At 40.1% G+C, this 23,618-nt stretch carries 18 protein-coding genes and 2 pseudogenes; 9 read left to right on the top strand and 11 right to left on the bottom strand.

Translation table 11 applies throughout. The features are described from left to right. Window positions 1–852 precede the first annotated feature (852 nt). The 6 genes and pseudogenes from QUF19_RS24245 to QUF19_RS24220 form a co-directional block, all read left to right on the top strand. Window positions 853–1,116: pseudogene (locus QUF19_RS24245) on the top strand (DUF2860 family protein); the annotation flags it as partial. A 208-nt stretch (window positions 1,117–1,324) separates the two neighbouring features. Next, window positions 1,325–2,857 carry an IS21 family transposase gene (gene istA / locus QUF19_RS24240; RefSeq protein WP_286291968.1) on the top strand — a complete coding sequence of 511 codons (1,533 nt, stop codon included), beginning with the start codon at window positions 1,325–1,327 and terminating at the stop codon, window positions 2,855–2,857. A 10-nt stretch (window positions 2,858–2,867) separates the two neighbouring features. Beyond that, window positions 2,868–3,590 (top strand): IS21-like element helper ATPase IstB, encoded by a 723-nt coding sequence (gene istB, locus QUF19_RS24235; protein ID WP_286291966.1) that lies wholly within the window; start codon window positions 2,868–2,870, stop codon window positions 3,588–3,590. A 100-nt stretch (window positions 3,591–3,690) separates the two neighbouring features. Then, window positions 3,691–4,383: pseudogene (locus QUF19_RS24230) on the top strand (DUF2860 family protein); the annotation flags it as partial. Window positions 4,384–4,622: 239 nt separating this feature from the next. Next, window positions 4,623–5,354: a winged helix-turn-helix domain-containing protein gene (locus tag QUF19_RS24225; RefSeq protein WP_286300500.1), complete on the top strand. Its 732-nt coding sequence runs from the start codon at window positions 4,623–4,625 to the stop codon at window positions 5,352–5,354. Continuing rightward, a complete protein-coding gene (locus QUF19_RS24220; RefSeq protein WP_286300499.1) occupies window positions 5,345–5,839 on the top strand; it encodes a hypothetical protein in 495 nt (164 codons plus the stop codon). Before QUF19_RS24225 ends, QUF19_RS24220 begins: the two co-directional genes overlap by 10 nt. A 459-nt stretch (window positions 5,840–6,298) precedes the next feature. On the opposite strand, the gene QUF19_RS24215 is transcribed toward QUF19_RS24220, so the two are convergent. The 8 genes from QUF19_RS24215 to QUF19_RS24180 form a co-directional block, all read right to left on the bottom strand. After that, window positions 6,299–6,655, bottom strand: a complete 357-nt coding sequence (locus QUF19_RS24215) for a hypothetical protein (protein ID WP_286300498.1) — start codon at window positions 6,653–6,655, stop codon at window positions 6,299–6,301. Next, window positions 6,652–7,209: an imm11 family protein gene (locus QUF19_RS24210; RefSeq protein WP_286300497.1), complete on the bottom strand. Its 558-nt coding sequence runs from the start codon at window positions 7,207–7,209 to the stop codon at window positions 6,652–6,654. The genes QUF19_RS24215 and QUF19_RS24210 overlap by 4 nt, the downstream gene beginning before the upstream one ends. Window positions 7,210–7,211: 2 nt before the next feature. Further along, a complete protein-coding gene (locus QUF19_RS24205; protein WP_286300496.1) occupies window positions 7,212–9,572 on the bottom strand; it encodes a PAAR-like domain-containing protein in 2,361 nt (786 codons plus the stop codon). A 148-nt stretch (window positions 9,573–9,720) separates the two neighbouring features. Next, complete coding sequence (icmH, locus tag QUF19_RS24200; RefSeq protein WP_017062571.1) at window positions 9,721–10,512, bottom strand: type IVB secretion system protein IcmH/DotU; 792 nt, start codon at window positions 10,510–10,512, stop codon at window positions 9,721–9,723. Continuing rightward, window positions 10,509–11,834 (bottom strand): type VI secretion system baseplate subunit TssK, encoded by a 1,326-nt coding sequence (gene tssK / locus QUF19_RS24195; protein ID WP_286300495.1) that lies wholly within the window; start codon window positions 11,832–11,834, stop codon window positions 10,509–10,511. The genes icmH and tssK overlap by 4 nt, the downstream gene beginning before the upstream one ends. A gap of 11 nt (window positions 11,835–11,845) precedes the next feature. After that, on the bottom strand, window positions 11,846–12,346 hold the full coding sequence (tssJ, locus tag QUF19_RS24190) for a type VI secretion system lipoprotein TssJ (RefSeq protein ID WP_029222546.1): 501 nt from the start codon (window positions 12,344–12,346) through the stop codon (window positions 11,846–11,848). Next, on the bottom strand, window positions 12,339–13,835 hold the full coding sequence (tagH, locus tag QUF19_RS24185) for a type VI secretion system-associated FHA domain protein TagH (protein WP_286300494.1): 1,497 nt from the start codon (window positions 13,833–13,835) through the stop codon (window positions 12,339–12,341). The genes tssJ and tagH overlap by 8 nt, the downstream gene beginning before the upstream one ends. Window positions 13,836–13,844: 9 nt before the next feature. After that, complete coding sequence (locus tag QUF19_RS24180; protein WP_192890935.1) at window positions 13,845–14,450, bottom strand: hypothetical protein; 606 nt, start codon at window positions 14,448–14,450, stop codon at window positions 13,845–13,847. Window positions 14,451–15,121: 671 nt separating this feature from the next. Here QUF19_RS24180 and QUF19_RS24175 point away from each other — a divergent pair. The 3 genes from QUF19_RS24175 (at window position 15,122) to QUF19_RS24165 (ending at window position 20,421) form a co-directional block, all read left to right on the top strand. Further along, window positions 15,122–16,432 (top strand): type VI secretion system ImpA family N-terminal domain-containing protein, encoded by a 1,311-nt coding sequence (locus tag QUF19_RS24175; RefSeq protein WP_286300493.1) that lies wholly within the window; start codon window positions 15,122–15,124, stop codon window positions 16,430–16,432. Window positions 16,433–16,491: 59 nt separating this feature from the next. Next, window positions 16,492–19,884, top strand: a complete 3,393-nt coding sequence (gene tssM / locus QUF19_RS24170) for a type VI secretion system membrane subunit TssM (RefSeq protein WP_286300492.1) — start codon at window positions 16,492–16,494, stop codon at window positions 19,882–19,884. An 84-nt stretch (window positions 19,885–19,968) separates the two neighbouring features. Further along, the gene (locus QUF19_RS24165) at window positions 19,969–20,421 is read left to right on the top strand and encodes an Lrp/AsnC family transcriptional regulator (RefSeq protein WP_017062578.1); all 453 of its coding nucleotides are present in this window, start codon (window positions 19,969–19,971) and stop codon (window positions 20,419–20,421) included. Window positions 20,422–20,451: 30 nt separating this feature from the next. On the opposite strand, the gene tssG is transcribed toward QUF19_RS24165, so the two are convergent. The 3 genes from tssG to tssE are packed head-to-tail and all read right to left on the bottom strand — an operon-like array spanning window position 20,452 to window position 23,616. After that, complete coding sequence (tssG, locus tag QUF19_RS24160) at window positions 20,452–21,450, bottom strand: type VI secretion system baseplate subunit TssG (protein ID WP_286300491.1); 999 nt, start codon at window positions 21,448–21,450, stop codon at window positions 20,452–20,454. Next, window positions 21,447–23,195 (bottom strand): type VI secretion system baseplate subunit TssF, encoded by a 1,749-nt coding sequence (gene tssF / locus QUF19_RS24155; RefSeq protein ID WP_286300490.1) that lies wholly within the window; start codon window positions 23,193–23,195, stop codon window positions 21,447–21,449. The genes tssG and tssF overlap by 4 nt, the downstream gene beginning before the upstream one ends. Before the next feature lie 10 nt (window positions 23,196–23,205). Further along, complete coding sequence (gene tssE, locus QUF19_RS24150) at window positions 23,206–23,616, bottom strand: type VI secretion system baseplate subunit TssE (protein WP_017062581.1); 411 nt, start codon at window positions 23,614–23,616, stop codon at window positions 23,206–23,208. Window positions 23,617–23,618: the final 2 nt, after the last annotated feature.

The raw sequence follows: 23,618 nt of genomic DNA, 5'->3' as shown, positions 1-23,618 counted from the left end.
CAATTAAACTTGGGCGATAAAACCCATCAATAAAACATATGTAATTATACAACTTTATGAAGATTTAAACATAATCAACAACAATACATCACATAAAATTTGATGTTGTATTGTAATAGCGACGTGTAAAGCAACAAGCATAATAATCTAGATGAAAAGAAAAAAGTTAAACTAGAAAAGAACTTCGAACTGATATTTTTAAAAGATCATACAAATAAAACCCTTTATTTAACCATCCTTAGTCGAGTTTTCTAACGATAATCGTTACCCTAGGTAGGATTAGTGACAATATAAGACCGCCAAAACATAGTAAACTTATATCACAAGCCAGGGGTATGTATTCGAAAAATAGCATCATATATATTCTCTGTGGCTGTGACGTCGTCTTAAACTTTATACTCTCCCTATCTCGACCATCCAAGTTTTCATCATTCCATCTATCGCGCTCAATGCGTTCGAGAGTTCAATACGCCACATGCAAAGGCCTATCCCGCACGCAAACACCCTTCTATTTGCTTAATCAAACATCTAAAAATAGCTAAATCACCTTTAGACAAGCACTCATCTAGTCACGATATAAAAGTGACAAAAAATAATTACTCAATAAATTCAATAGCTTGAAATCAAGATATAAGGTCACTTTTTGTTGTTAGCTTTACCTCCATCACACGTGAATAATTCACTTCCAATTCATGAATTCAAACGAACATCTTGAGCTTCATCAAACGGTTTCAACGTTAACGATAGGTGCTTAATTTATTGAATTTCATGTCTAAAGAATCGATTTAAAGGACGGGATTCTCATAAACACCAACAAGGATGATTTAAGGTAAGCCTACTATTGAGATTGTTATGAACGCGATAAAATTATCTTTAATTGCCCTGACTTCTGTATCAACAGTAAACCATGCATATGCTGTAGAGTGGGACCAATTCAGTGGCGAGATTATTTTTGCTACCCTCTATACCCATTCTGATTCCAACCTTTATACAGAAGGCAACCCAAACCTAGGCGAAGACTCAAACCGTGGAGATGATGGTGACAAAGCCATTTTCACTCCCCTAGGTATTCTTAACTTTGATTTTGGTGAAGATCGAGATCACCGCCTATACATGTGCATATTTCGGAGCTAGCCGACCGCCTATTTCGGTTTTAATCGACCACCAAATCCGTTTTTAACCAACCACTCATTTCGGTTTTAATCATCCACTTTTCGGTGTGTTTCCGAAATCGATGGTCGATTTACCGAAATAAACCTCTTTTCTCTTTTAAATCAATAGGTTTAACCTGAGTCTTTCATGTTGAGAGCACTAAGGATAAATCATGCCGAAAAAGAGAATGCCAATGAATAAAATTAAGGAAATCTTACGCCTCCGATACGAGTGCAATCTTTCTAATCGACAGATCGCCGCTTGCCTCAATATTGCTCATTCCACTGTATCCCAGCATCTATCCCGATTTAAATCCAGTGGCCTCACGTGGCCACTGGAAGAGACTCATCATGAAAATCAAGTCACCCAAGCTTTGTTTGATGGTCGCTCATCTTCTCAGCATAAAGTGATGCCTGATTTCACTCTCTGCTACTTAGAATTGAAGCGTAAAGGGATGACTAAAGCTTTGCTTTGGGAAGAGTATTGTCATCAGCATCAAGACAAAGCCTATGGCTATACACAGTTCTGCGAACTGTATAGACGTTGGCTAAAGACACAAAAACGCAGTATGCGCCAACTTCACCATGCTGGTGACAAGCTCTTCATTGACTACTGTGGCCCAACGATCCCTGTTGTGAATCCAGATACAGGAGAATGCCGACATGCTCAGGTATTTGTCGCCACTTTAGGAGCGTCAAATTACACCTATGTCGAGGCGAGTGAGAGCCAAGGGCTTGAACACTTCCTCATGGCTCATGTGAATACCTTTAATCACTTTGGTGGTGCTCCGAATCTACTTGTACCTGATAATCTGAAATCTGCTGTAACGAAAGCAGACTGTCATAGCCCTATCCTCAATGAGAGCTACCGAAAACTGGCACAACATTACGGCGTTGCTGTGATGCCAGCCAGGCCCTACAAGCCTAAAGATAAAGCCAAAGCTGAGAACGCAGTTCTCATCGTAGAGCGCTGGATAATGATGCGCCTTCGCCACCAAGTGTTCTATACAATGGCTGAGCTGAACCTGGCTATCCGAAAGCTGATGCATGACTTAAACCAACGAGAGATGAAACAGCTTGGTGTCAATCGACATGACTTGTTCAACAAAGTTGACCGTCCAGCGTTAAAACCACTGCCATCGCAACCATATGTGTATATCGAAACTAAACGAGCAACCGTCTCCCCTGATTATCACATTCAATATAAAAAGCACTTCTACTCTGTGCCGCACCAACTTGTTGGGCAACAAGTTGAGCTTGAAGCAACGCATCAAATAATACGTATCTACCACAAAGGGAGCATTGTTGCTCACCACTGCACAAGCCAAAAAGAATATGGTCTCTCTACCGTTTACGAGCATATGCCAAGCAACCATCAATACCAATCATGGACACCCGAGCGTTTTATCCGTTGGGGAAAATCTATTGGGCCAGCCACAGGTGAACTGACTCAGATGTTGCTCAAACGCCCAGAGCATGAAGCATTGGCCTTTAGAAGTTGCTTTGGGTTACTAAGTCTTGCCAAAAAGCACTCAGACGCACGGTTAGAACAAGCTTGCCGAGATGCCTTAGTGACAGAGAAGCCATACCTTGGCTTCGTCAAAAACTTATTGAAGAACCATCGAGAAGGCACTCTCTCTCAGCCTTCCACTGATACCCCAAACCTTAAACACACTAATGTTCGTGGTTCCAACTACTACCACTAGGAGAAACAATATGGACGCAATAATCCAACAGTTAAAATCACTACGCCTAAGTCATGCTTCTGATGCACTGGAACAGCAAAGGATACACCCCGCGACCTATGCTGAACTTGGCTTTGAAGAAAGGTTAGGACTCATCCTTGATCATGAGATAGTGAACCGAGATCAAACCAAAATCCAACGACTTAAACGGCAAGCCAAGCTGCGCCTAAGCGCTAGCGGTAATCAACTGGACTACCGCCCAGAACGAGGCTTAAAAAGAGCAATGATGGGAGAGTTATTATCAGGCACTTATTTACAAAAGCGACAGAATGTCCTGATTACAGGTGCAACAGGTGCAGGTAAAACCTATGTTGCTTGTGCGCTCGCCGAGCAGGCGTGTGAGCAACACTGCCCAAGTCGTTATTATCGCCTAAATCGTTTACTTGATGACCTGAGTAGTAGCCGCCTTGATGGCAGCTATCAAAAGCTGCTACTGAGCTTGTCTAAGAAAAAACTGTTGGTTATCGATGACTGGGGAATGGAAAAACTCAGCCAAGAGCATGCAAGTAATCTTCTCGAAGTGCTAGAAGATAGATACCAAGAGTGCAGTACAATCATTATCAGCCAACTACCTGTAAAAGAATGGCACGAGATGATCGACAACTCGACGATCGCTGATGCGATCTTAGATAGGTTGGTTCATCAAAGTCATAGAATCGAGTTACGAGGGGAATCAATGAGAAAACTGGCTTAAATCGACCACTTGGAGTAAAACTAAGGAAGAGAAAAGAGAGGCTTAAAAAGGTGGTCGATTAAAAACGAAACTAGGGGTCACATCAGCCGAAATACGCAACATGGGTACTTCTCGTGATGACTTATCGGTTGGTACGCTGGCATTCGAGTTCGGATACCAAAAACAGTTAGACTCCGGTACCACCTTTGATTTGGCCTACCTACCAACAGTTATTCCAGGGGAAGTTTGGACAAACCCTTACGACGTTAACGAGAGTAGACAAAAGACCGATGTCGATGGTGGCGCAGTGCGAATGAAATTAAGCAACCTTGCACAAACCAACATTTCATTAGATATGGCCTACGCTGACGTCGAAGAAGATCATGTTCCCGATGATCTTTTAAAACGTGATAGCAAAGCTTATTTCATCAAAGCCCAGTACTTATCAATGCTGAGCCCTCAATCCGGCATCAATTACGGACTAAGCTACACCTTTCATGATGCTGAAGGTAAAGCAAACCAACACAATCGATACGCTGTTGAAGCCTCGTACTTTTTTGTATCGAGTTCTTACGCACTAGCGGTGACAGGTAATTACGCTCACAGTGACTATCGTACAGACAACCCAATATTCGACCGTACCCGAGCAGACAACAGTTACAGGTTATTCATCGCCTATGAGTACAAAGATCTAGGCAGTTGGGAAAACTGGAGCGTCGCGACCTTTACCGGCACGCGAAAGAACGATTCTAACATCGACTTCTTCACGCACCGAGAATGGCTGCTGTCAGCGTCACTGAACTACGCTTTCTAGTCCCCTTCACTTCAAAACCTCAATCGCACTAGCAAAATCTCTCGTATTATATTGATAACAAAACAAGCCGTTAGCTCCTAGAGTTAGCGGTTTAAACATTACTTTCTTAGTATTGTTTGAATACAATCAAGGACATTAACACCTACTAAAAATGAGCTTGCCGACATAGATTCAGACTTGGTGGCGATATAATGACTAAAATGCGATAATAAAATCAGTTTCTATTCAGCTATTTACCTATGACCAAACTCACTTTAGAACCACCTGTTTACCTAATTGGTGAATACTTGTATTCATCAACATCAGGGGTTTTGTCTAAAGACAATAACCTCACTCGATTAAGAGCAAAAGAATCCGCTTTGCTGAATGCATTGATCAAACAGGTTCCTGAAGTGCTTTCTCGTGAAAACATCGTTCAAGAGCTGTATGAAAACACCTATGCGACGGATGCGACGATTAACCAACTGGTCAAACGCTTAAGAAAAGCTATGGGAGACGACCAACGCTCACTTATTCGTACTATTCCCAAGCAAGGATACTTATTAGCAATAGCGCCTAAACTCATTGAAGAACACCCCCATGTTTCGCCAGAAATCCCAGCAAAGTATTTAGCTGTTGAGCACGGTGATTTCGATCCTGTTGACGTCAAAGTCGAGGAACTGAACCGTGTAAACAAGAGTAAGATTCAGCCTCGTGATGAAAGTCGTTTACAACGCTTTGGGGCGGTGACTGTAATCGGTTGTTTATTGGCAGTAGCGGTAGGTTACGGACTAGGCTCTTCATTCGCTCCGTCGGCACGTTATCTAGAACAAATTTCAGTGGTCGAAGCAGAGAACCAACACATAGATACACTATCCCAGACACCAACAGTGGTTATCGACAAAGACCAACAGGTTATGGCCATCTACTTAAAAGACGATGAAGAAACCGTTCATTGTGCTTACCAAGAACAAGTGACCTTATGCAATTAAAATCGAAACACTATAAAGTGCTCGTGATGTGGGCTACCTGTGTCGCGTTTGGTTACCTATTATTCCAACTAAACTACACGCCAACTAAACCGTTTACTGGCTTTTGGAGTGGACACACGACCGTTAATTATGGCGAGCGCTCATTAAGCATCAGGACTCAACTCATCATTGATGCCCCCGAATCTGAGAGTGCGCGGCTAATTACCACTTTTGAACCTAAATCGGATTCTGCAACACCGTTTCAAACCAGCGTAACCAGCAATATCCAAGTTCAAGGACGAATTGACTCAAAGATCACCTTCTCGTTAACCGAGCTGAATTACACTAACAAAGAAGCACTAGAAGCTTATTTAAATCGCGAGTTACCACGAACGGGTAGCTTGGTTTCGGGTAAGTCATGGGCCGTCGATGATGATGAAATCTTCATGTACCTAACCCTCGCGTTCGGCGAGAAAATGGGCGTTGTTCTTAAGCGTCGAGAATAATATCTAGATATGGAAAAATCAGGCTCCATTATAACATCTGGTATTATATAATTTTCTTCTGGCTTATATTTTTCTAAAACAGGCACAGAGCCACATGGAAAAGTAAATATTGTGCTGTATGCAGCGTCTTCATATTCATCAGGAACTGCATAAATTGGTGTAATTTGGTTTTTTTTACGAAAAAATAATCACTCATGAGCCTGCCTTTAGGTTGTTTAGGTTTATAGTCCTATCATTTAGATCTTTGAAATATATTTGGCCGATAAACATATTTAGTCGACTATAGTGATAAAAATAAAGCGCCTTACGGCGCTTTGGTGAATGAAAACACACCCATAATCTTCTTCAAGTTTGAGTATAAGTCTTTCATCTAGTGGATTTCTTCAACTTTAATAGGTCAAACTTGTTGCTAGGTGAACCAATTTGACCATCGAATAGAAGCGGATACGTGTTATCAGATCAACTTGAGCGATGTTCAATCACTGCAGAGGCTTGCTCGAGCAAAGCATGAATTAACGCTGATTCAAACTTGAGAGAACCTTTACTATAAACAATGCCACTATCATTTCTTCCCGTATCATATTGGCTTTGTAAGACTGCTGGCAAAAAGACATACATATTTCCAAAAGGCTCTCCATCGGGTTCATAATAAGTTGCCGTTTCAGCTTTAAAAGTATCCGGTACTTTCAAGGTATCTCTTACAAAGACTCCTGGTGAAGGAAAAAAAACTAGAACTAAGTCCGGTATTTTGGGGAACAATGAATCCGACTTAGTTTCCGAAAGCAAACCATCTTGTTTATACTTCTGTTCAATCATGCAAACTCCATAGGTATGAATTCAATTCCAGTTACACCAGCAGTCTCTAGAGCTTGTTTTACGTTTTCACTCACATAATAAGGATCTTTATATGTTGAAAGTGTAAAACAATCATGAGTTATTAATGATTTTTTGAACTTATCAATATCAATAACTTCTTCAATTACACTAGAATAACCTCCATAATGGTCATCCAAGTCTCTTGCTTCAGATGCATTGGGATCGAGTAAATCATAATGGGCGGTTGGATTCATAAATGCATAATTATGATGCAATCCATTATTTTCAACATCGACTGGAACGAATTGAATACCTGTAAACCCATGTTCATAAAAGACCCGCTGTATCTTTTCACTCGCAAGCTTACCAATTCCCACTTTCAGGAAATCGGACATCCCACGTTCAGCATAACATTGATCCACTTGGTAAACTCCGCGAGTTTTTAATAGTTTACTTTGAGGTAATGTATATTCTAAAACTAAATTCCACGGCTCTTGAACAGAAAAACTTCCTTCACCATTTTCGAATCTACTGAATAACAGATAATAATCCATTCTTAATATCCTAATTTTGAAATCACCACGCCAGCATAAGGTATACGCGCCGGAATGCCACCTTTAGTGGTTCTAAAGTCATGATGCACAGAAGCATCCATTTTCGATAATGTTCGGTGCCGGCAAGGAGTTGAGTCGTTCTCTATATCTGAATGTTTAAGTTTATTGCAGCACCCCTTGTTTCCTTTTTTATAAACATCGTAGTTAGAGTGATTCAAAGCACCCATTCTACGGAATTGAGTTATCTGCTTATAAACATCTAAACTATGCTGTTGCATCTCTTTTACTATTAGCTCTAGTGCTTTAGAACCGTTTTCATTGCAGTATTTAGAACCTAGAATGGCATTTCTTAATGAGCTCAGTCTTCTTTTCACATTATCAGTATAAGCTGCTGGATGTGACCCACTATGTAAAGGCATTTCATAGAAACATGCTAGTTCGGGAATACCAGGTAAAACAACTATATTATGCCAATCGTTAAGATTGTATCCAAGATACGGTAGTTTTTTGAAAAGAAAATCATTATTTTCCAATTCATTTACAGTAATTATATGATGCGCTTGCAAGTTCTTCTCAAGACCTTCCATTTTGTCTTTATCAGTAATTCCTAAGGCTTTTAGCTCTTGAAATGCATCTAGTCCTTCTTCGCTATCCCAAACTTGTTGAGGCCTGACATACTTACCGTTCAAGTCTCTGTCGTAACAACGAGCATAGAGTGGGTGCTGCATTGAAGAAGCATTTTTGCGATTGTTGTGCGCCTTTAGTTTAAGCCATGGGTAATGACCATTCCCAGATGTTCCTCGTCCTACAAAACCATACTCATCGTCCGTTCTTTTATGGTGCTTACCTTTAAAACCATTTTGGTCACAGTAAGTCGCCGAAGGCTTTTCTGTTTTCTTCTTCCCTACTTTCTTCTCGCATAACCAACATTCATCCGGCTTCTTCTCTTTCTTTTCTTGGCTAACTTTATCATCATGCGTGCCCGCCTCAGCAGACCCTTTATCTGATTGTGAGCCAGCATTCGATTTAGATTTTCCTCTTCGAAGGCTCATATCGACTTTGTCTTTCAGAAACATTAAAGCATCAGGAATATGTTGGTGTGCCTGCTTTTCGACGGCTTCAACCTGAGATTTAAAATTTCCAATTTCCAGCGCATATTCATCGTAGCCAAAGAAAGAGGCTTTTTTGGCTAACTCGTCTAATACATCAGCGAAACTCAGAATCGCCTCAGAGATGATTTGTAAGACTTCATATTTAATAACATTCCAATCCAGATTAGTTAAGAACTTATCTACATCACCTTTACCATATTCTCTAACAAGAGCAAAAACATCATCACGAGATTTATCTGACTTTACTGCCTTTCCTACTCCTTTTAAAACTGAACCCAAAGTTGGTATTGCGCCAATACCCGACAATGCCAAATCTAACCATGCTTCTTGGCTGTTTTGATTCTCTTCTTCGCTAAGGAACAAGATGTTTGCAGTTATATCTCTTGCATCGAGAACCTGGTCAATTCCCGGGACAACACCAAGTAATGTATTTAACATTATCTGCCCAGTTGTGGGATCTTTATTAAAATCCCCTACAATAAAGCCCCAGAGCCAGCTGCCAACTGTTGAAGATTGATTTTTGGCAGCTTCCCAGAAACCTACTTGACCTATTTTAGTACTCTCGATCAACTTATGAGGGTCAAAGGTGTTCTTATAATATGGGTTTGTGTTGACATATTTAATATCTGGCTGAAAATCTCTAATGTCCTCTCCATATTCAATTTGAAAAGTGCCCTGAGCGATACCGCTGACATTAGCTTCTCCCTTCTCATCAAGAACACCTTCAAAGCTAGAACCACCGCTATCAACTAACTTGTATGGAGCCTGGAACCCTGCTCCATCGTCATAAGTGACTTTTAAATCAACCGTATACGTCCCTTCCTGATCTTCAGTTACAGAAACCGAGGGGTTTTGAGCACCGCCTAAACACATGGTGTTGGCTTTATTCATGGTCATTTGATCAGAAAGGCGGCATACACCGACACCTTCGAACTTAACGGTAGGAGAAGCGGATATGAATTCGGCCTCGGCTTCAATAGTACCTGAGGCTACGCCCTTTTTATCACCACCGGCATCGCCAGTACTGGCGCTGAATTTACTGCCTTTAATAGCAATGCTGTTACCACCATCCATAGAAACGGTCGTGGTGCCTCCCGCTAAATCGGCGGACTTTGCATTATTACCATAAGGGATAGGAACAACAGGTTTGCCGACTGTTGTTAAACAAACATCAGGGAGTGTTGCGTTCGCTTCTCCTCCTGAGCCTTGATGAACTACGCTGAGTCCATTCGCACAAACTGTTACGCCCATAGTAAATCCAATTAAATTCCAATCGATGTATGATAAAAGAGATCGCAGGCTGCAATCTCTCTAAGTACGTAGTGAAAATGAAGGATGAGACTGTTACTTCGAGTCTATTTTTAAAAACGGACAGAAGATCTCACAATTAAACCTAATGCTATTGATAAACATCCAGTAGCTGCTGAAATTTTAGGTCAATGACCAAGTAGGTCGCGGCATACATAACACCAAAGATCACAGTACTGACGCCAATAATTAACTTAGGGGAAATAACGCGTTTGAGAGGTTTTTTTAAATACTTCGCCTTTAAGTTAACTAACGTTACTTTTTCCTGTTCGGCTAAACGCTCGTCTCGGACTAAGCGATAAATTGTGTTTCCTATCTCTGAAAGCTTTTCGTTACCACGCTCTTCTCGGCCGTATTTACCTTTGAACCCAAGTTGAAGCAATAAATAAAGGAATTCGATAACGTGTCTATATTTTCGTGGATCAGCTTTCAAGCGCTCTAAAATAGTAAAAAACTTATCGCCGCCAGATGTTTCGTTATGAAACTCCGACAATAAGCTATTGGTACTCCAATGGCTGTTTGCCCCCCACTCTTGCCTACACACAGATTCATCTATTGCAGCACATAAGCAATAGCGTATGACCAATATTGATGCACGATCCAACTCCATTTCATTGAGCTTTCGTTCACCTTTGCGAATTTCTCGTGCAACTTGTTCTCTAAAAGGGCCAGGATCGTCCAACCAAGGAATCGAAGACATACATGAGAGACTGGCTATTAACCAAGTAAACTGATCGACCAACGGGTTAACACCCATGCTCTCTACGTTTAGGTCTCTTACCGCAATATTCCTAGATAAATCAGGTGCAGGCATAACCTCCATTGGTTTGCCTGGTTCAGGTTGAAATAGTACTACGGTGACATCATTTTCGGCGTAACTCATAGACGTACAGCCCAAAGCTGTAGTGATAGGTTCGCGAAGTCGCCAGCAATATGGACAGCGATTGCTGCGGTGTTATTCAATGCATCCCATTCGTCACTCGCTTTATCGAGCTCAAAATAGGTATAACCCGCATGATAAGGCAACGCTCTAGGGACCACAGGCATTGGTTTCATTTCAATACCCGGCAATTGTAAGTTGATCAAATCGCGAATATTGTCGATCGAACCAATCTTTGTTTGGCTTACAAACTGCGTATGTAGAATATCGAGTGGTACGTCAGCTTTAACAGCAAGAATAAACGTCGTCGATTCGACAATTTTACTGTCTGGAATTGCTGCTGTTCGAATTCCGTAGCTTTGCTCTCTTAATGTTAGAGGTATTGCACGTTGCTCTGACATCACGCTCAATGTCATTTTCGCGCTATCAAGCGTACGAGATAAACAATCGGTCAGTTGGCTATGGTTATATTTTGTAAACTCTTGTGGTCTACGAGACGCAGAACACAGTGTAGATAATTCACCTTCCGCTTGTAACAGGATCCGATAAAATGACTCTGGGTGAACGCCTTCCACACTTGCAAAATGCCAGAACAACGGTTCATAACGATTCAAAGCTTGTAACAACATAAAATCAGCAACAGATGACACGCCCTGTTGGTCAACCACGCCTAAGCGCTGAACAATCGATTCGGCTCTGTGTTTAAGCATTGACGCGAACTCAGTCGCGAACTTGCTCAAAACTATAGATGCGTGAATATCAATGCACGTCGGAATATAGTTCTCATCCAGAATGATGCTCCCGTCTGGTTTCACTTCCGAAATTTTCAAAATGGGAATTGATGTATATGCGCTCTTATCTTCATGATCGTACATTAAGAAAAAGTTAAGCTTACCCACCACAATACTTGCCATATCTTCTGATTCATAACATGCATCTACGGCTTCTTGGGTTTCCATGTTATAGCGAGCACCGTCTCCATTTCCGCCAAAGAGTTCAGATCGTTCTGATGGCAGTGGGCAGCATAAGTACACCACTTTATCCGCAATAGAAGGGTCAACATCTCTTACTTCTGGAAGCTCAGCAAGAAGCGGTAAATCAAATGGAGTACGGTCTTGTAAGATACCTTCTGCTCGTGTGATCCCGATTTTGCCAAGTGCCAGTAGCTCAGTGTTAATCTCAATTTTTTTCACTCCCCAGTGTAAGGGAGAGCTATTAGAGCTAAGCATGTTAGATAACTTGCCTTGAGACCTATCGAGTTGCTGAAAGTGTTGAGGCTTCATGAACATACCATCTTGCCAAACAACTGGGTTATATAAAGACATTCGTCAGTTCCTTAAAAATACGTCTGTTCAATACCGCGAGTATTGTTCGAAGATAATTCACTACCCTCTACTTTTAATCTCAGAAAGTACTCACTTTTTTCTTCGATCACTTCAACCTTCCGCCAAGACGAGCCATCAATATCTCTGAATGCCACAGAAAAACCTAATGCTCGCGTCGTTGGATCTAACTCTAAAATCTCATGTAGCTCATCGCCCGGCTGTAGTTGATATTCATATCGTTTAATATATTCATCACCTAAGGACGCTTTATCATTTTCGAATAGAGCAAAGAAATCCAAACTACGAAATAAAACAGGTGAAGTGAGTTCATGAACTCTCAGAATGACCGGCGAAGATTGTCCCTGCTCTCGAACATTAAGAAGCTCTGAAGCTTCTATTACAAGTTCAATTGAAGATGTCTCTGGTGTGATCCCAGATGACTCTTTAAATTGCTCCCACATAGAGCAACCTGATAATAGGAACAAAGTAATGGGGATTATAAGTTTACGCATGATCAGCTTTTGCAACCTTGTTATATCTGTCTTTCATCAACGCTTTAAAAGTCGACTCATTGAATTGTCGAGTAGTCTGCTCATAATGTTCACTGTACTTTTGCCACAACTTTGACTTACTAAGGAAGCGCGTCTCTTGGCTTAAAATGTTAGCAAACTGCTGAGGATCATTCGCTTTTAGTTGCTCCAATACCAAATCGTTAATTGCCTTCGCATATAAGGTATCGTGCTCGCTAAGTTCATCCAGTATCTGTTCAATTAGCTCATTTGGAGCCAACAGGTTTTGACTATTTAGCGTTAACATCAATGTAGTTAGGCTAAGATCATTGTGGGCAAATGAACTTTCGTCAGTAAGCTCTTCAACACTTTGTAAATCTTTGTACAAATTATCGATACACAATCTTAAACAAGCGCCCATTTGTTTAAAAAATAGAGCGTCATGTTTCGTGTCAGACTCTAAATCAACACCCAGTCCTTCAAAGAATGCATGTGTTACATTTTCATGCTCGTAAGAAGTTTCACTCAATGCGGTATTACTCTGAGTTCTACTCTCACTTTCAACAGGCTGCTCTTGTGGTTCGGTATGAGGGACAAACTCTTGTGTCACCTCTTCCCACTTATGGCTCTGTATATTTGTGGAATGAGGTATAATAGTGACAGGTGGCACTTCTGGTAGTTTATTTTTGAGAGTCCCTGAACTGCCGTTAGGTGTGTTTGACTTAAGATCTGAACCTTCAACGCTTGCTGGTTTTAAACGGTTAGATATCTTAGCTTGATCATCGACGACATCTTTAGCTTTCAGGCTCGCCTGCTGTTCTTCTTCCATCCCCATCCAATCTTCAGGAATCAGGCTAGGAAGGTCAAACTCAGAATGGATACTCAGACTGTCATCAACGACTTGCCTTTGATGTTCTGTCGATGACTTCGTAAGACTTGTTTCGTTACTTTCGTCTCTAACAAGGTAGTCATCATCTCTTTGCATCGAGAATTTTAAGTGTTCGACGGGATCATGGGTCTCAACACCATCAGGTTTCGTTTCCATAAAGAGATCTTCGAGCGTACCGGCCTCAGCCTCTTCTTCAACAACAGACTCTTCCAAGTTCATTAAAGGGTCTGTAGAATCTCTTTCTGGTGCTATTTCAGAAGCTATGTCGTATGAAGTCGTTACCAACTCAAGAGAAATACTCACTTCGTATTGACCTAAAGAGACTCTATCTCCGTCACATAAAGAGACAGGTTGATTCTTCAAGATCTTATTCCCATTTACCAAGGTTCCATTGGTACTGATATCGCTGATGTAATAGGTATCTCCATATACGCTTAGCAAGCAATGTGTACCTGATATAAAGCGATTATGATCAGTCAATGAAACTGTACACCCGGCTTCACGACCAATAGACCCCCCCTCTTCAGGCATTTCTATACTCTTAGCTCCAACGTATTCTTCTGGGCACTTTGAGATCACCAAAACCAATTGATTAATTCGCATGAATAGCCTTTAGAACAGGAGAGAAACACTAAACTCAACGCCACCTAACCCTTCGTTATAAAAAGGTAAGATGTATGAGGCTTGGGGAATAATTTGTAAGTGGGCGTCTGGATTGCTGCCTAACTTGATCACACTCCCTAGAGTAACAACAGCACCGGCTTCAAATTGGTCGATATCTTCAAGTTGTTCACCATACCTAAAACCTTGGTCATCAACTTTCCAACGATTAGAGTATTGCGAGTAACCTAAAGACAAGCCTGCACCTATGTAAGGTGTAAATATTGACCAACTACCTAATGCATACTGAGGGACAATACGAAATTCGTAATTGGTTACCTCGTTATACACGCCGTTCTTGGGAGCTTCGATATCGTCTTCTGCTAAATAATTAAACCCTAACCACCAACGCCATCGATTGTTACTTTCATCAATTGGACGTGTATGGACGAACCCGTAACGCAGAGCATCAACTTGTCCACTCGGTCCTTCTTCATATTCTATAGTATCTATGCTCAGCATATTTACTGAACCACCATATCTTTCACCCTTCGCGATTGCGATAGACGAAAAAAGGCACATGGTTGATATTAGACCGATCTGACTTAGGTTTCGCATGCTTCCCTCTGAGTTCATCCATATATTAAGTAGATGCGCAAGATAGCAAGTATTATGTCTTTTACAACAAGGAGACGGAGGCTCCCGCTAATTACGGCATTATAACTAGTAAAAAAAACGATATATCTACAAGAAAATGCATTACGCACATTCACCGGTTAAATACAATTATAAAATCAAAACTATCAATAATTAGATCGCATCAGATAGTAAATAACACAGGAAAATTAGCATTCACTAAATTAAAAGTTTAAGAATGCCTATGTATTTATCCTTTACTTATACCATAATGATTACCTAAAAATAATTTGCTAATTTAATATAGCTTAATACTATTCAGGAATGATTGACCGTATCGATTATTGACCAACAAACAGCCATACACATCAATAGTAATATGCATAATATTTTGTAAGAGTAACGCTGTAAATGTGACATCAATCACTGAAGTTTTATAAAAACCAACATAAAAACGCACTTGATTTTGATTTTTTTGTGAATAACGTCACATACTATTTAATTTCAGAGCTTTTCAAATCTTTTAACATTCAAATTATCCTTTTTGACTATAGAATCCCTAAAAAATATAAAAATATAAATAAGGTAAGACTAGCTTTATTAGTTAATCCTACTTTTCGATTTCATTATATATACAGTTGGATATCAAGATTATGTTTTCCTCGGATTTCACAAGGCGACCTATTGATGAAGAAAAACCTAGCGGAACTAACCCAAACGCGTTAGATGATTTTACTGAGATAAAGCGTCAAATTAATAACCTAAATAAGGTTACAGGTAGAGTTTCTTGGAGAAAAGTCCAGTCTTTGTCTAAGGAGATTCTCTCCAAAAATAGCAAAGACTTTCGATGTAGTTGCTACTTTACCGTCGCAGCAACGCATAATGATGGTTTAAAAGGTTTAGCCGAGGGGCTTAGCTCAATCTTGGATTTGTGTGTCGTTTATTGGTTCAACGCATATCCTGAAGTAAGCAAATCAAACGCAAGGATCGGTGCGATTGATTGGATGGTTGAGCACACTGAAAAACGGATTAAGAGCATTAAAACTAGCTCTGACGACATTTTGTTGATCGAAACTTGCCACCGTTTATGTTTGAGAATAGAAGAGGAACTTAGGCTCCATTATGGAATAAAAGCACCTTCACTAGGTGGAGTTCGCAGAATCTTAAAACAATGGGTAGATGAACATAAAGAAAACGAAGCGAAGCTCCGTGAAGCGGCAAGTCAAACAAGGCTCGCGGCACAAGAAAATAGAAAGGTAGCCCCTGTTACTCAATCAGCTGGAATTAAAATTGATGTATCTAACAGTAAGCCAACTATTGCTCCCAAAATAGACGAAAGATCAACGTCGAACTATTTAGTGATCTATTTATTAGCTGGGTTTCTTGTACTAGCACTGTCCTCTCACTTCCTTTATGAACAGTACCAATTGAAAGTACTTACAAGAAAAGTAGTTTCATCAAACATCCCTCAGTTAAGTGAAATAGCGCACTCGTTAAAATATGAATATGCTTCAATTTCAGACGATGTGAGACCTAATGTCGTAAACCAATTAGACAACCTAATGAAAGATTGGGCGACTAACCCTGTAAAAGTGTATGAGATTGATGCCCTTGATAAATTGACCATTGACCTAACAAAACTCTACCCAGATTCATCATCAGTTTTACGTTTACGTCAAGAGTTCACCAGTCAGCAAGAAAAATTAGATTCAGATTACATGCAACTTCACCGACGCTTCTCTGATGCAAGAACTGTATTTGCAAATGTGATAAGAGGAAGCGAAAGTCAAAATACAGCGCGTGCTTACGAATACAGTAACTCCCTTTTCCCTTTGATCGGTCGCATTGAGTATGCAGAGAAAGAAAAAAAACAAAAAGAACTTAAGAAATCTCTTCGGATACTCAACGTTTATTTACATAAAATAAAAACCTTGGAATCTGAGCTTAAAACAAAACAACCGTAGCACTAAAAATAGCGTTCAAATCAGATCATAAAATACACTTAAAACAACGAAATAGGCTTATGTTAAAACACAAACTAATGAGGAACCCTGTTGTTATATCGACAGCCATTTTCCTCTTTCTTGCGGCTATAATCGCTGCTACTTATATCCTCTGGCTAGATATAACAGACAAGTTTTACCTTTGGATCGCATTAGGTGCGGTAACACTTTTCTATTCGTTGTTCCAGATCACTTTATGGCTAAAGAAAAAAAATAATAGTAAAGCGCTTAAGCTTGAAACAGAAGAAGAAGCGCTAGCTATGGTCATCCGCCCTCTTTTGGCGAAATCAAACAAAAAACCTATTTATTTGATGATCGGTAATAAGTATGCGGGTCGAACTCAGTTTTTGCTTAATTCCAGCGCTATTAAACCAATGGACCAAACCCGTACTGCAAAGAATGACTTTTTTGAATGGTATGAGTCTGATTCTGCTGTTTATATCAAACCAGATCAACGGTTGTTGTTTCAAGAGGTGTCCAGTAACGACAGCGCTTTATGGGATTCATTTGTAGATGAAGTCATTCGACATAAACCAAGAAAGCCATTTTCTGGTTGCTTGTTTTTTATCGATTTTGAATTTCTAATTGTCTCTGAGACCGAGCAAATCGATTACACGTTAACCGCGCTTAACCATCGACTAGAATCAGTAAGTGAAAAAACATCCTCAGCGATCCCTTTATACTTAATGATGTCTAAGCTTGACAAGTTAGAAGGCTTCAAGGAATACATACACTTTAGTTCTTTAAAGACCTCGGTTGAGTTTCTATCAATTCCATTAAAGGAAGCGAAAGGTGTATTTGTTGAGTACTACCATGATAGCTTCCGCAATTTAGTAAAAGTAATGGAGAGTAATGCATTAGATTCGTCGTCTCACTCTAATGACGTCAACGAGAAGCAAGCTATATTGGCATTCCCTAAGCAATTTGAATTGTGCCAATCTGAAATTGCTTCTGTAATAGAAAGGCTTTCTGAACTCAATACTGGGTCTTACTCTCTTGATATCCGTGAAGTATTTTTTATATCGAATATCCAAGGTGGTCGAAAATACAACTTATTAGCGAAGAGTTGCAGTAACTACTTTAACTTGCCGATCATTGCGTCGGAACATACTCAGTTAACTGAAACGCCTTATTTCACACGTTTCTTAATGGATTCTCAGATCCTGCCCGAATCTGACTTTGCGGGCGAAAACAAAACTTACCTAAGGATGATTCAAAGGCAAAGTCGCCTAGCTGTTGCCGCTTCCATAATTTTGCTTAGTAGTGGTGCTTATCTATTTTCGACGACTTTAGACGACAATTTAAGAGTCATTAGTCAACTTATTGGTATTGATGATTCACAATCGGCATCTCCAAAAAACGCTTCTTTTGAAAGCTCTCTTTTAAGCGCTATCCAAACTGTACAACCATCTTATCAAGCATGGCTTAGTGGCTCACAAGCGTTAGATAATGAACTTGTGAACATGAATGTAAGTCGTCTCGATGAAAGTACAAAAATCGCTTATAAAGCCCTCATAATGCAAATTAGAAACCACTTAATGCCGGTAATTGAGCAAGGTTATCGTTTACAACTAACACAAAACCAAGACAACGTTAATAATGCATTACCTTTACTAAAAGGTTACTTAATGTTGAATGATCCGACAAAACGCGAGATAAAATTTCTTCGTCAACAAACAATGTCAACGCTGCAAAAACTCAATGACCAACCAGAGACAATAACAACGGTCATGAAGTATTTAGACGCGTATTTCCGAACGAATTTTGAACCCGTACCGATCAACATGAATATGGTTCGTGCGACAAGACGATCACTGCTCTCTAGTTCAAACGTCGACCTAGTTTACGCCAGCTTATTGCAGCAAGCAGGCGACATTGACTTGGGCACCCTGAATTTACAAAGAGCAGTGGGTTTCGACTTTAATAATGTCTTCAACGATAACTTGGATCCTCGACGATTAGAAATTGATAAGGTCTATACATCAACAGGTTTCAGTACTTTTTACCGCCCTCGCGTTGATTTAATGTCACAAAAAGTCATCACTGACAACTGGGTTTTGGGTTTGTCAAACCACGTAATCCCAACAGACAAAGAACAAGAAACATTCAAGAAGCAAGTACGAAAAAAATACACGGATGACTACATCAGTTATTGGCGAAATGCTTTAAGCGAACTAAAAGTAAAGCGTTACAACAATATAGGGGAGATCACCAATGCCATAGATTTAATCTCTGGTCCCTCTTCTCCTATGACAACCGTTCTAAAACAAGTTTATACAAACACTCAGTTTTCCCCGGTTGGACAACAGAATGCATTAATGGCCCAGGTTAACCCTAAACTTGCTGGTGCCGTAAATGCAGCACCAGAACTCGTTGAAGAACTTGTTCAACCTGACTACTTGTTGATGAAAAGAGTTGAACAAGCTTTCCACATCTTGAATCAATTACAAATTAACGAAACCCCTAACTCCCCTACACCATGGGATGAAACGATAACTGCACTTAGCAGAGTTCGTACTTATATGAAGGATATAGCTGACGCACCAGACCCTCAAATGGCAGCGTTAACCGCAGCACAACACCGAATGAGTAGTACGGAGGCAGATCCTCTAATCCGTTTAAAACAGATAGCGCAAAAATCGCCTGAACCCGTCAGAAGTTGGCTTTTAGACGTAGTTAACCAGAGCTGGTCTGTGATGATTTCTGAATCATCAAAAGGAATCCAGACTCTTTGGTATAGTGAGATCTATACCAAGTTCAAAGAGTTAGGTTTGGGAAGGTACCCTTTTGACCTAAGTGCAACTGAGGAAATTTCTATTGAAGACTTTGAGCTACTATTTGCTTCGGGTGGATTGTTAGATGCATTTATCGATAAAAATTTCGCGCCTTTTTACGACACAAACCTATGGACGCCGAAACAAGTAGAAGGTGAAATTATGCCACTCTCGCCAGAGCTGCTTGTTCAGTTAAGAAATTACAATGTCATCAGAGATACTTTAATTAACAAGAGTACAAACCGCTTGTACCTCCCATTCAGTGCGAAAGTGCTTGATCTGGATTCGAGTGCAATAAGAGCCAGCTTAAAAATAGCGGACTCAAATATCAACTATTACCATGGTCCAAGCAGAATTCGTGAACTTGAGTGGCCTCCTCAAAACGGAGATTTCAATATCAGTATTACGATTCAAGACGTAACAGACGAAGGTAAACAGCACGTACTGAGCAAGAATGGTCAATGGGCTATCTATCGGTTATTTGGTGACTCAACGTTAACAAATACCCATAACGGCAGCTTCGTGAGTGATATCAAAGTATCAGGCAGAGATCTGAGCTTACGAATTACTCCTTTGACTCAGAAAAACCCGTTTACGTTAGCGGAGCTGTATAACTTCACTCTACCCGAAGCTATATAGCTAAAATACAAATACAAATACAAATACAAATACAAATACAAATACAAATACAAATACAATAATAATTCAGAAAAGGCAGAACACATGATGTCCAACATTAGTTTACAAGGCTTAGACAAACTAGATCGTAAAATTCTTTCGAATCTACTTTCCAATGGGCGAGAATCGATTGCAAATCTTTCTCGCAACATAGGCTTGTCGCGAACAGCAGTCGCTGAACGCATCAACAGGCTGGAAAAAACCGGTATTATCAAAGGGTATACGGCACAAATTAGAGTAGAAAATGACGGGAGAAAGGCGGCAAGTTATTTGCTAATTTCTTGTGAAAAAGGTAAGAAAAATGATGTAAGCAATGCATTAAAAGAATTACCTGAAGTAAGACTTACAAGCATTGTTGGTGGTACCTACGACATTATTTCTTTGATTGAAGCACCTGACTTACAATCAATACACCATTTATGTAACGAGATAGAGTCTTTCAATGGCATTCGCTCTCTCAATACAACGGTAGTGCTACACCAACCAATAAGTCGTTAAAAATAAAGCCGCTCTTATGAGCGGCTTTTTTTAAATGCCTCCAATCACCCTAATCTTCGCATCTTTTGTACCAGCTTGGCCCAACCAAAAAGTTTGCCCTAAACTCGTCCCGTCACCCTGACCGAGTTGATTCTGTGGAACTGAGGCTAAATCAACAGTTAACTTTAAATCCCAAGACATAGGATCGCGAAGTATAAAACGCATCAAGCCTACTAAGGTCTTATGGAACTCTCCTCCATAGGAAAACTTTCGGAACGTTTCAAAATCGATGTTATCAATACAGAGGTTAAACTTACCGTTTAGATCTGGGATACTCTTGCCTAAATGTAAGTTCGAACCCAAAATACAATTCGTCCTATTTAATTGATTTCTTTGGCATTCTGCAATTTTTACTCTTCGAAATACCCACTCCTCGATTCGAACACTCGGTAGAGAAAAATAATGAGCGACAATGCCAGAAATAAGTTTCGGAGAGCGAGTTCTGGTAGATAACTGATTTACATAAGACAAAATCTTTGCACGATCAAGTCCTATGGTATCTGATTCCTGAATGACATTAGACAACCCAGCCAAGTGCAACATACGCCCAGAAAAGTCATCCGTCGCATCACTCTGATATTGGACATGATAACGGTACTTTTTCCAAACACGATAGATTAAGCTGGTATATCTGTTATGAAAGAAATCAAAGAAGTCTCTAACTGGATTATCATCATCATCTCTACCTACTAATTTTTCTGTATAGTTCGCAGGTAAAGGTGAACTTGAACCGTGTAATCCTAAGAAGTTAGTTTCGATTCTTGAATAGTGCTCACCAGACCTCTCCATATGACTGATGAATTCCATGTCACTTTTGGGAAAACATAGGTTTGGAGAAACACTAAACGCAATTCTTTCTTGATAAAAATACTTGTTTTCACCAACCGCTACAAAATCACTGCCCGGTAACAACTGATAGTGTTTTTCTAATAATAAGACGGCTTGAAAAAAACTGAATTCGTTTATTTTATCTGATAATTCATCAATCATAAGATCGTTTGCTGTCCAGTTAAGCTCGCCCATTGGTAGCTTTCGCCACTGCGTTCATCGTAAACTTCTAACTCTGTAAATGAATTAACACTTGAATACAAACGTATAAACTCATTCAAGACATTGGCCATCAAAAACATGTCTCCTTCATTGACAAAGAAACTTGAGTTCATCTTAAGCTTAAATTGATTACCACGAACGGAAACTCCTCTAAACACTCTATCGATAGGTTTCATTTCTGATGCGATAATTCCGTCTAGCCTATGTAATGAAGCCCTGTGAGCTTGCCTATCTACTCTAGAATGAAAGTCATATGTCGACAGTAAAACTTTAAGTACATCAATATTAGAGAGCGACAAATAATTCAATGACATATTAGCAATCAGTTGCCATTGAAGCTCCCCATTCACTTGCGGGCTTACAGATTGTGTTGGCTTGGTAATGTTACTAAACGTGGCGTAAGTTGGAGACTTATGAGTTGTATAAATTATGTCACCTACAGACAACCTTTCAGACAAGTCTGCGTTGCTGCACAATAACTTCATCAAAACCGTTTCAGTCCCTAGGTCTGCAATATCACCATTGTGAGTATGAAAAGAGATATAACGCTCAAGCCCTCTTCCACTCACTCGCTCTGAAACTTTTGACTTATAGAAGTCACGTTTATCTCTCTGATTTATCTGGTGTTCAAAGGATTCAAATTCAATAAGTGGCTTTCGTCGCCTTTCATTTTTGCTCCAACTTTCCACTTGGTTTATTGAATAAACTTCGTAGTGGTCCTGATTGTCACTCTGTGGCCGAACTTTATACTCATTGCGGCGATGTTCAAGCCGAATTGGATCACCATCTTTTTCGAATAGGTTCACAGCTGGCGTACAATGTAGCCTTAAGTGCTTATCTTTCAGAACAACTTCAGCAGGCAATGCCCTCTTAAAATGGAATTTAAGGTTCACGGTGCTTCTTTGCGGTATCCCTTTTAACCAATCGAGTCCAGTAATATCGAAAAACATAAATTTGTCTGGCAAAGAAAAATATTCTTGCAACAAGCGGTAACCTGCAAATGAATTGTCGCTATATGGCAGTATCGCTTCGTCGTCCTGGTACCCAACCGGTTTAACAAATTCAGGTCCAAGTTTACGTTTATAGCCCCCACCGACGTCTAGCTCGACGTAGTCTAAGTATCTAAATATCCATAAGAAAAGGATTCTAGTTATATGGATCTCACCATGTAAATGAAACCTTAATTTATCTAACCCGATACGAGATAACTCTAGCCCATGCTCAGTCGCCAGAGTCACATCAACAGATGAGCTTGTTCGACTATTACTTTGCTCAATGCTTGTTATTTTTAAGGGGAACAGCTCTACGTCATAGCAGGTTCTGAATAAACATTGCGTACCTTCTACTTGTTCACTAGCCATCTCAGCCCCACGCTTCACCACTGTTTTTTCAGTGACGCTTCCCGAGTGTGGCGTTAGTTCGCTAATGCACAACGAAGGAATCGAACGCATGTAATGTGGCCATAACAGTGTCATTAATGACTGAGTGAGCTCTGGGAGTTCGTCATCAATCTTTTCTCTAATACGGCCAGTAAGAAACGCAAAGCCTTCAAGAAGACGTTCTACATCGGGATCGAATGTTCCTTCAGATAAAAAATTGGTCAGTTTTGGGTTGTATTTGGCAAATTCGCTACCGGATTCTCGTAGATATGTGAGTTCATCTTGAAAGTATTTACTGTTACTCAAGGGGCACCTACTAAACGTTAAATTGGCCGTCAGTTCCCATATAGACATCGATAGACATCGGAACTTTTCCACCGTTATGTAAGACTTCTCCGCATATGCCAAAGCCTAATTGAAGAGGGTTGTTGTGATTTTCTCGGTAATGTACTTCAACGCTTCGCAGCCGAGGTTCGAAGCTTTCTATTGTGGAAGTGATGTTCTTTTGGATGTGACGCACTAAATTGGTGTTGTTCGATAGAACATCATTGAAATCAGGTAAGCCATATTCCCCGTCGATCATTGCATTACCCGCATGAGTATTTAGCAAATCAGCAAGATGTAGGTGAATAGATTCGATTAAATGCTTATGTGAAACGACTTTTTCATAGCAGTTTTTCGGTTCACCTAATTCGATTCGTTCTAATAATCGGTAACCTTTTTCCATAT

The organism is Vibrio sp. FE10, from assembly GCF_030297155.1.
Classification (GTDB): Bacteria; Pseudomonadota; Gammaproteobacteria; order Enterobacterales; family Vibrionaceae; genus Vibrio; species Vibrio apostichopi.
The sequence above is the reverse complement of the archived record's forward strand: the minus strand, read 5'-3'. Positions and strand labels throughout refer to the sequence as shown.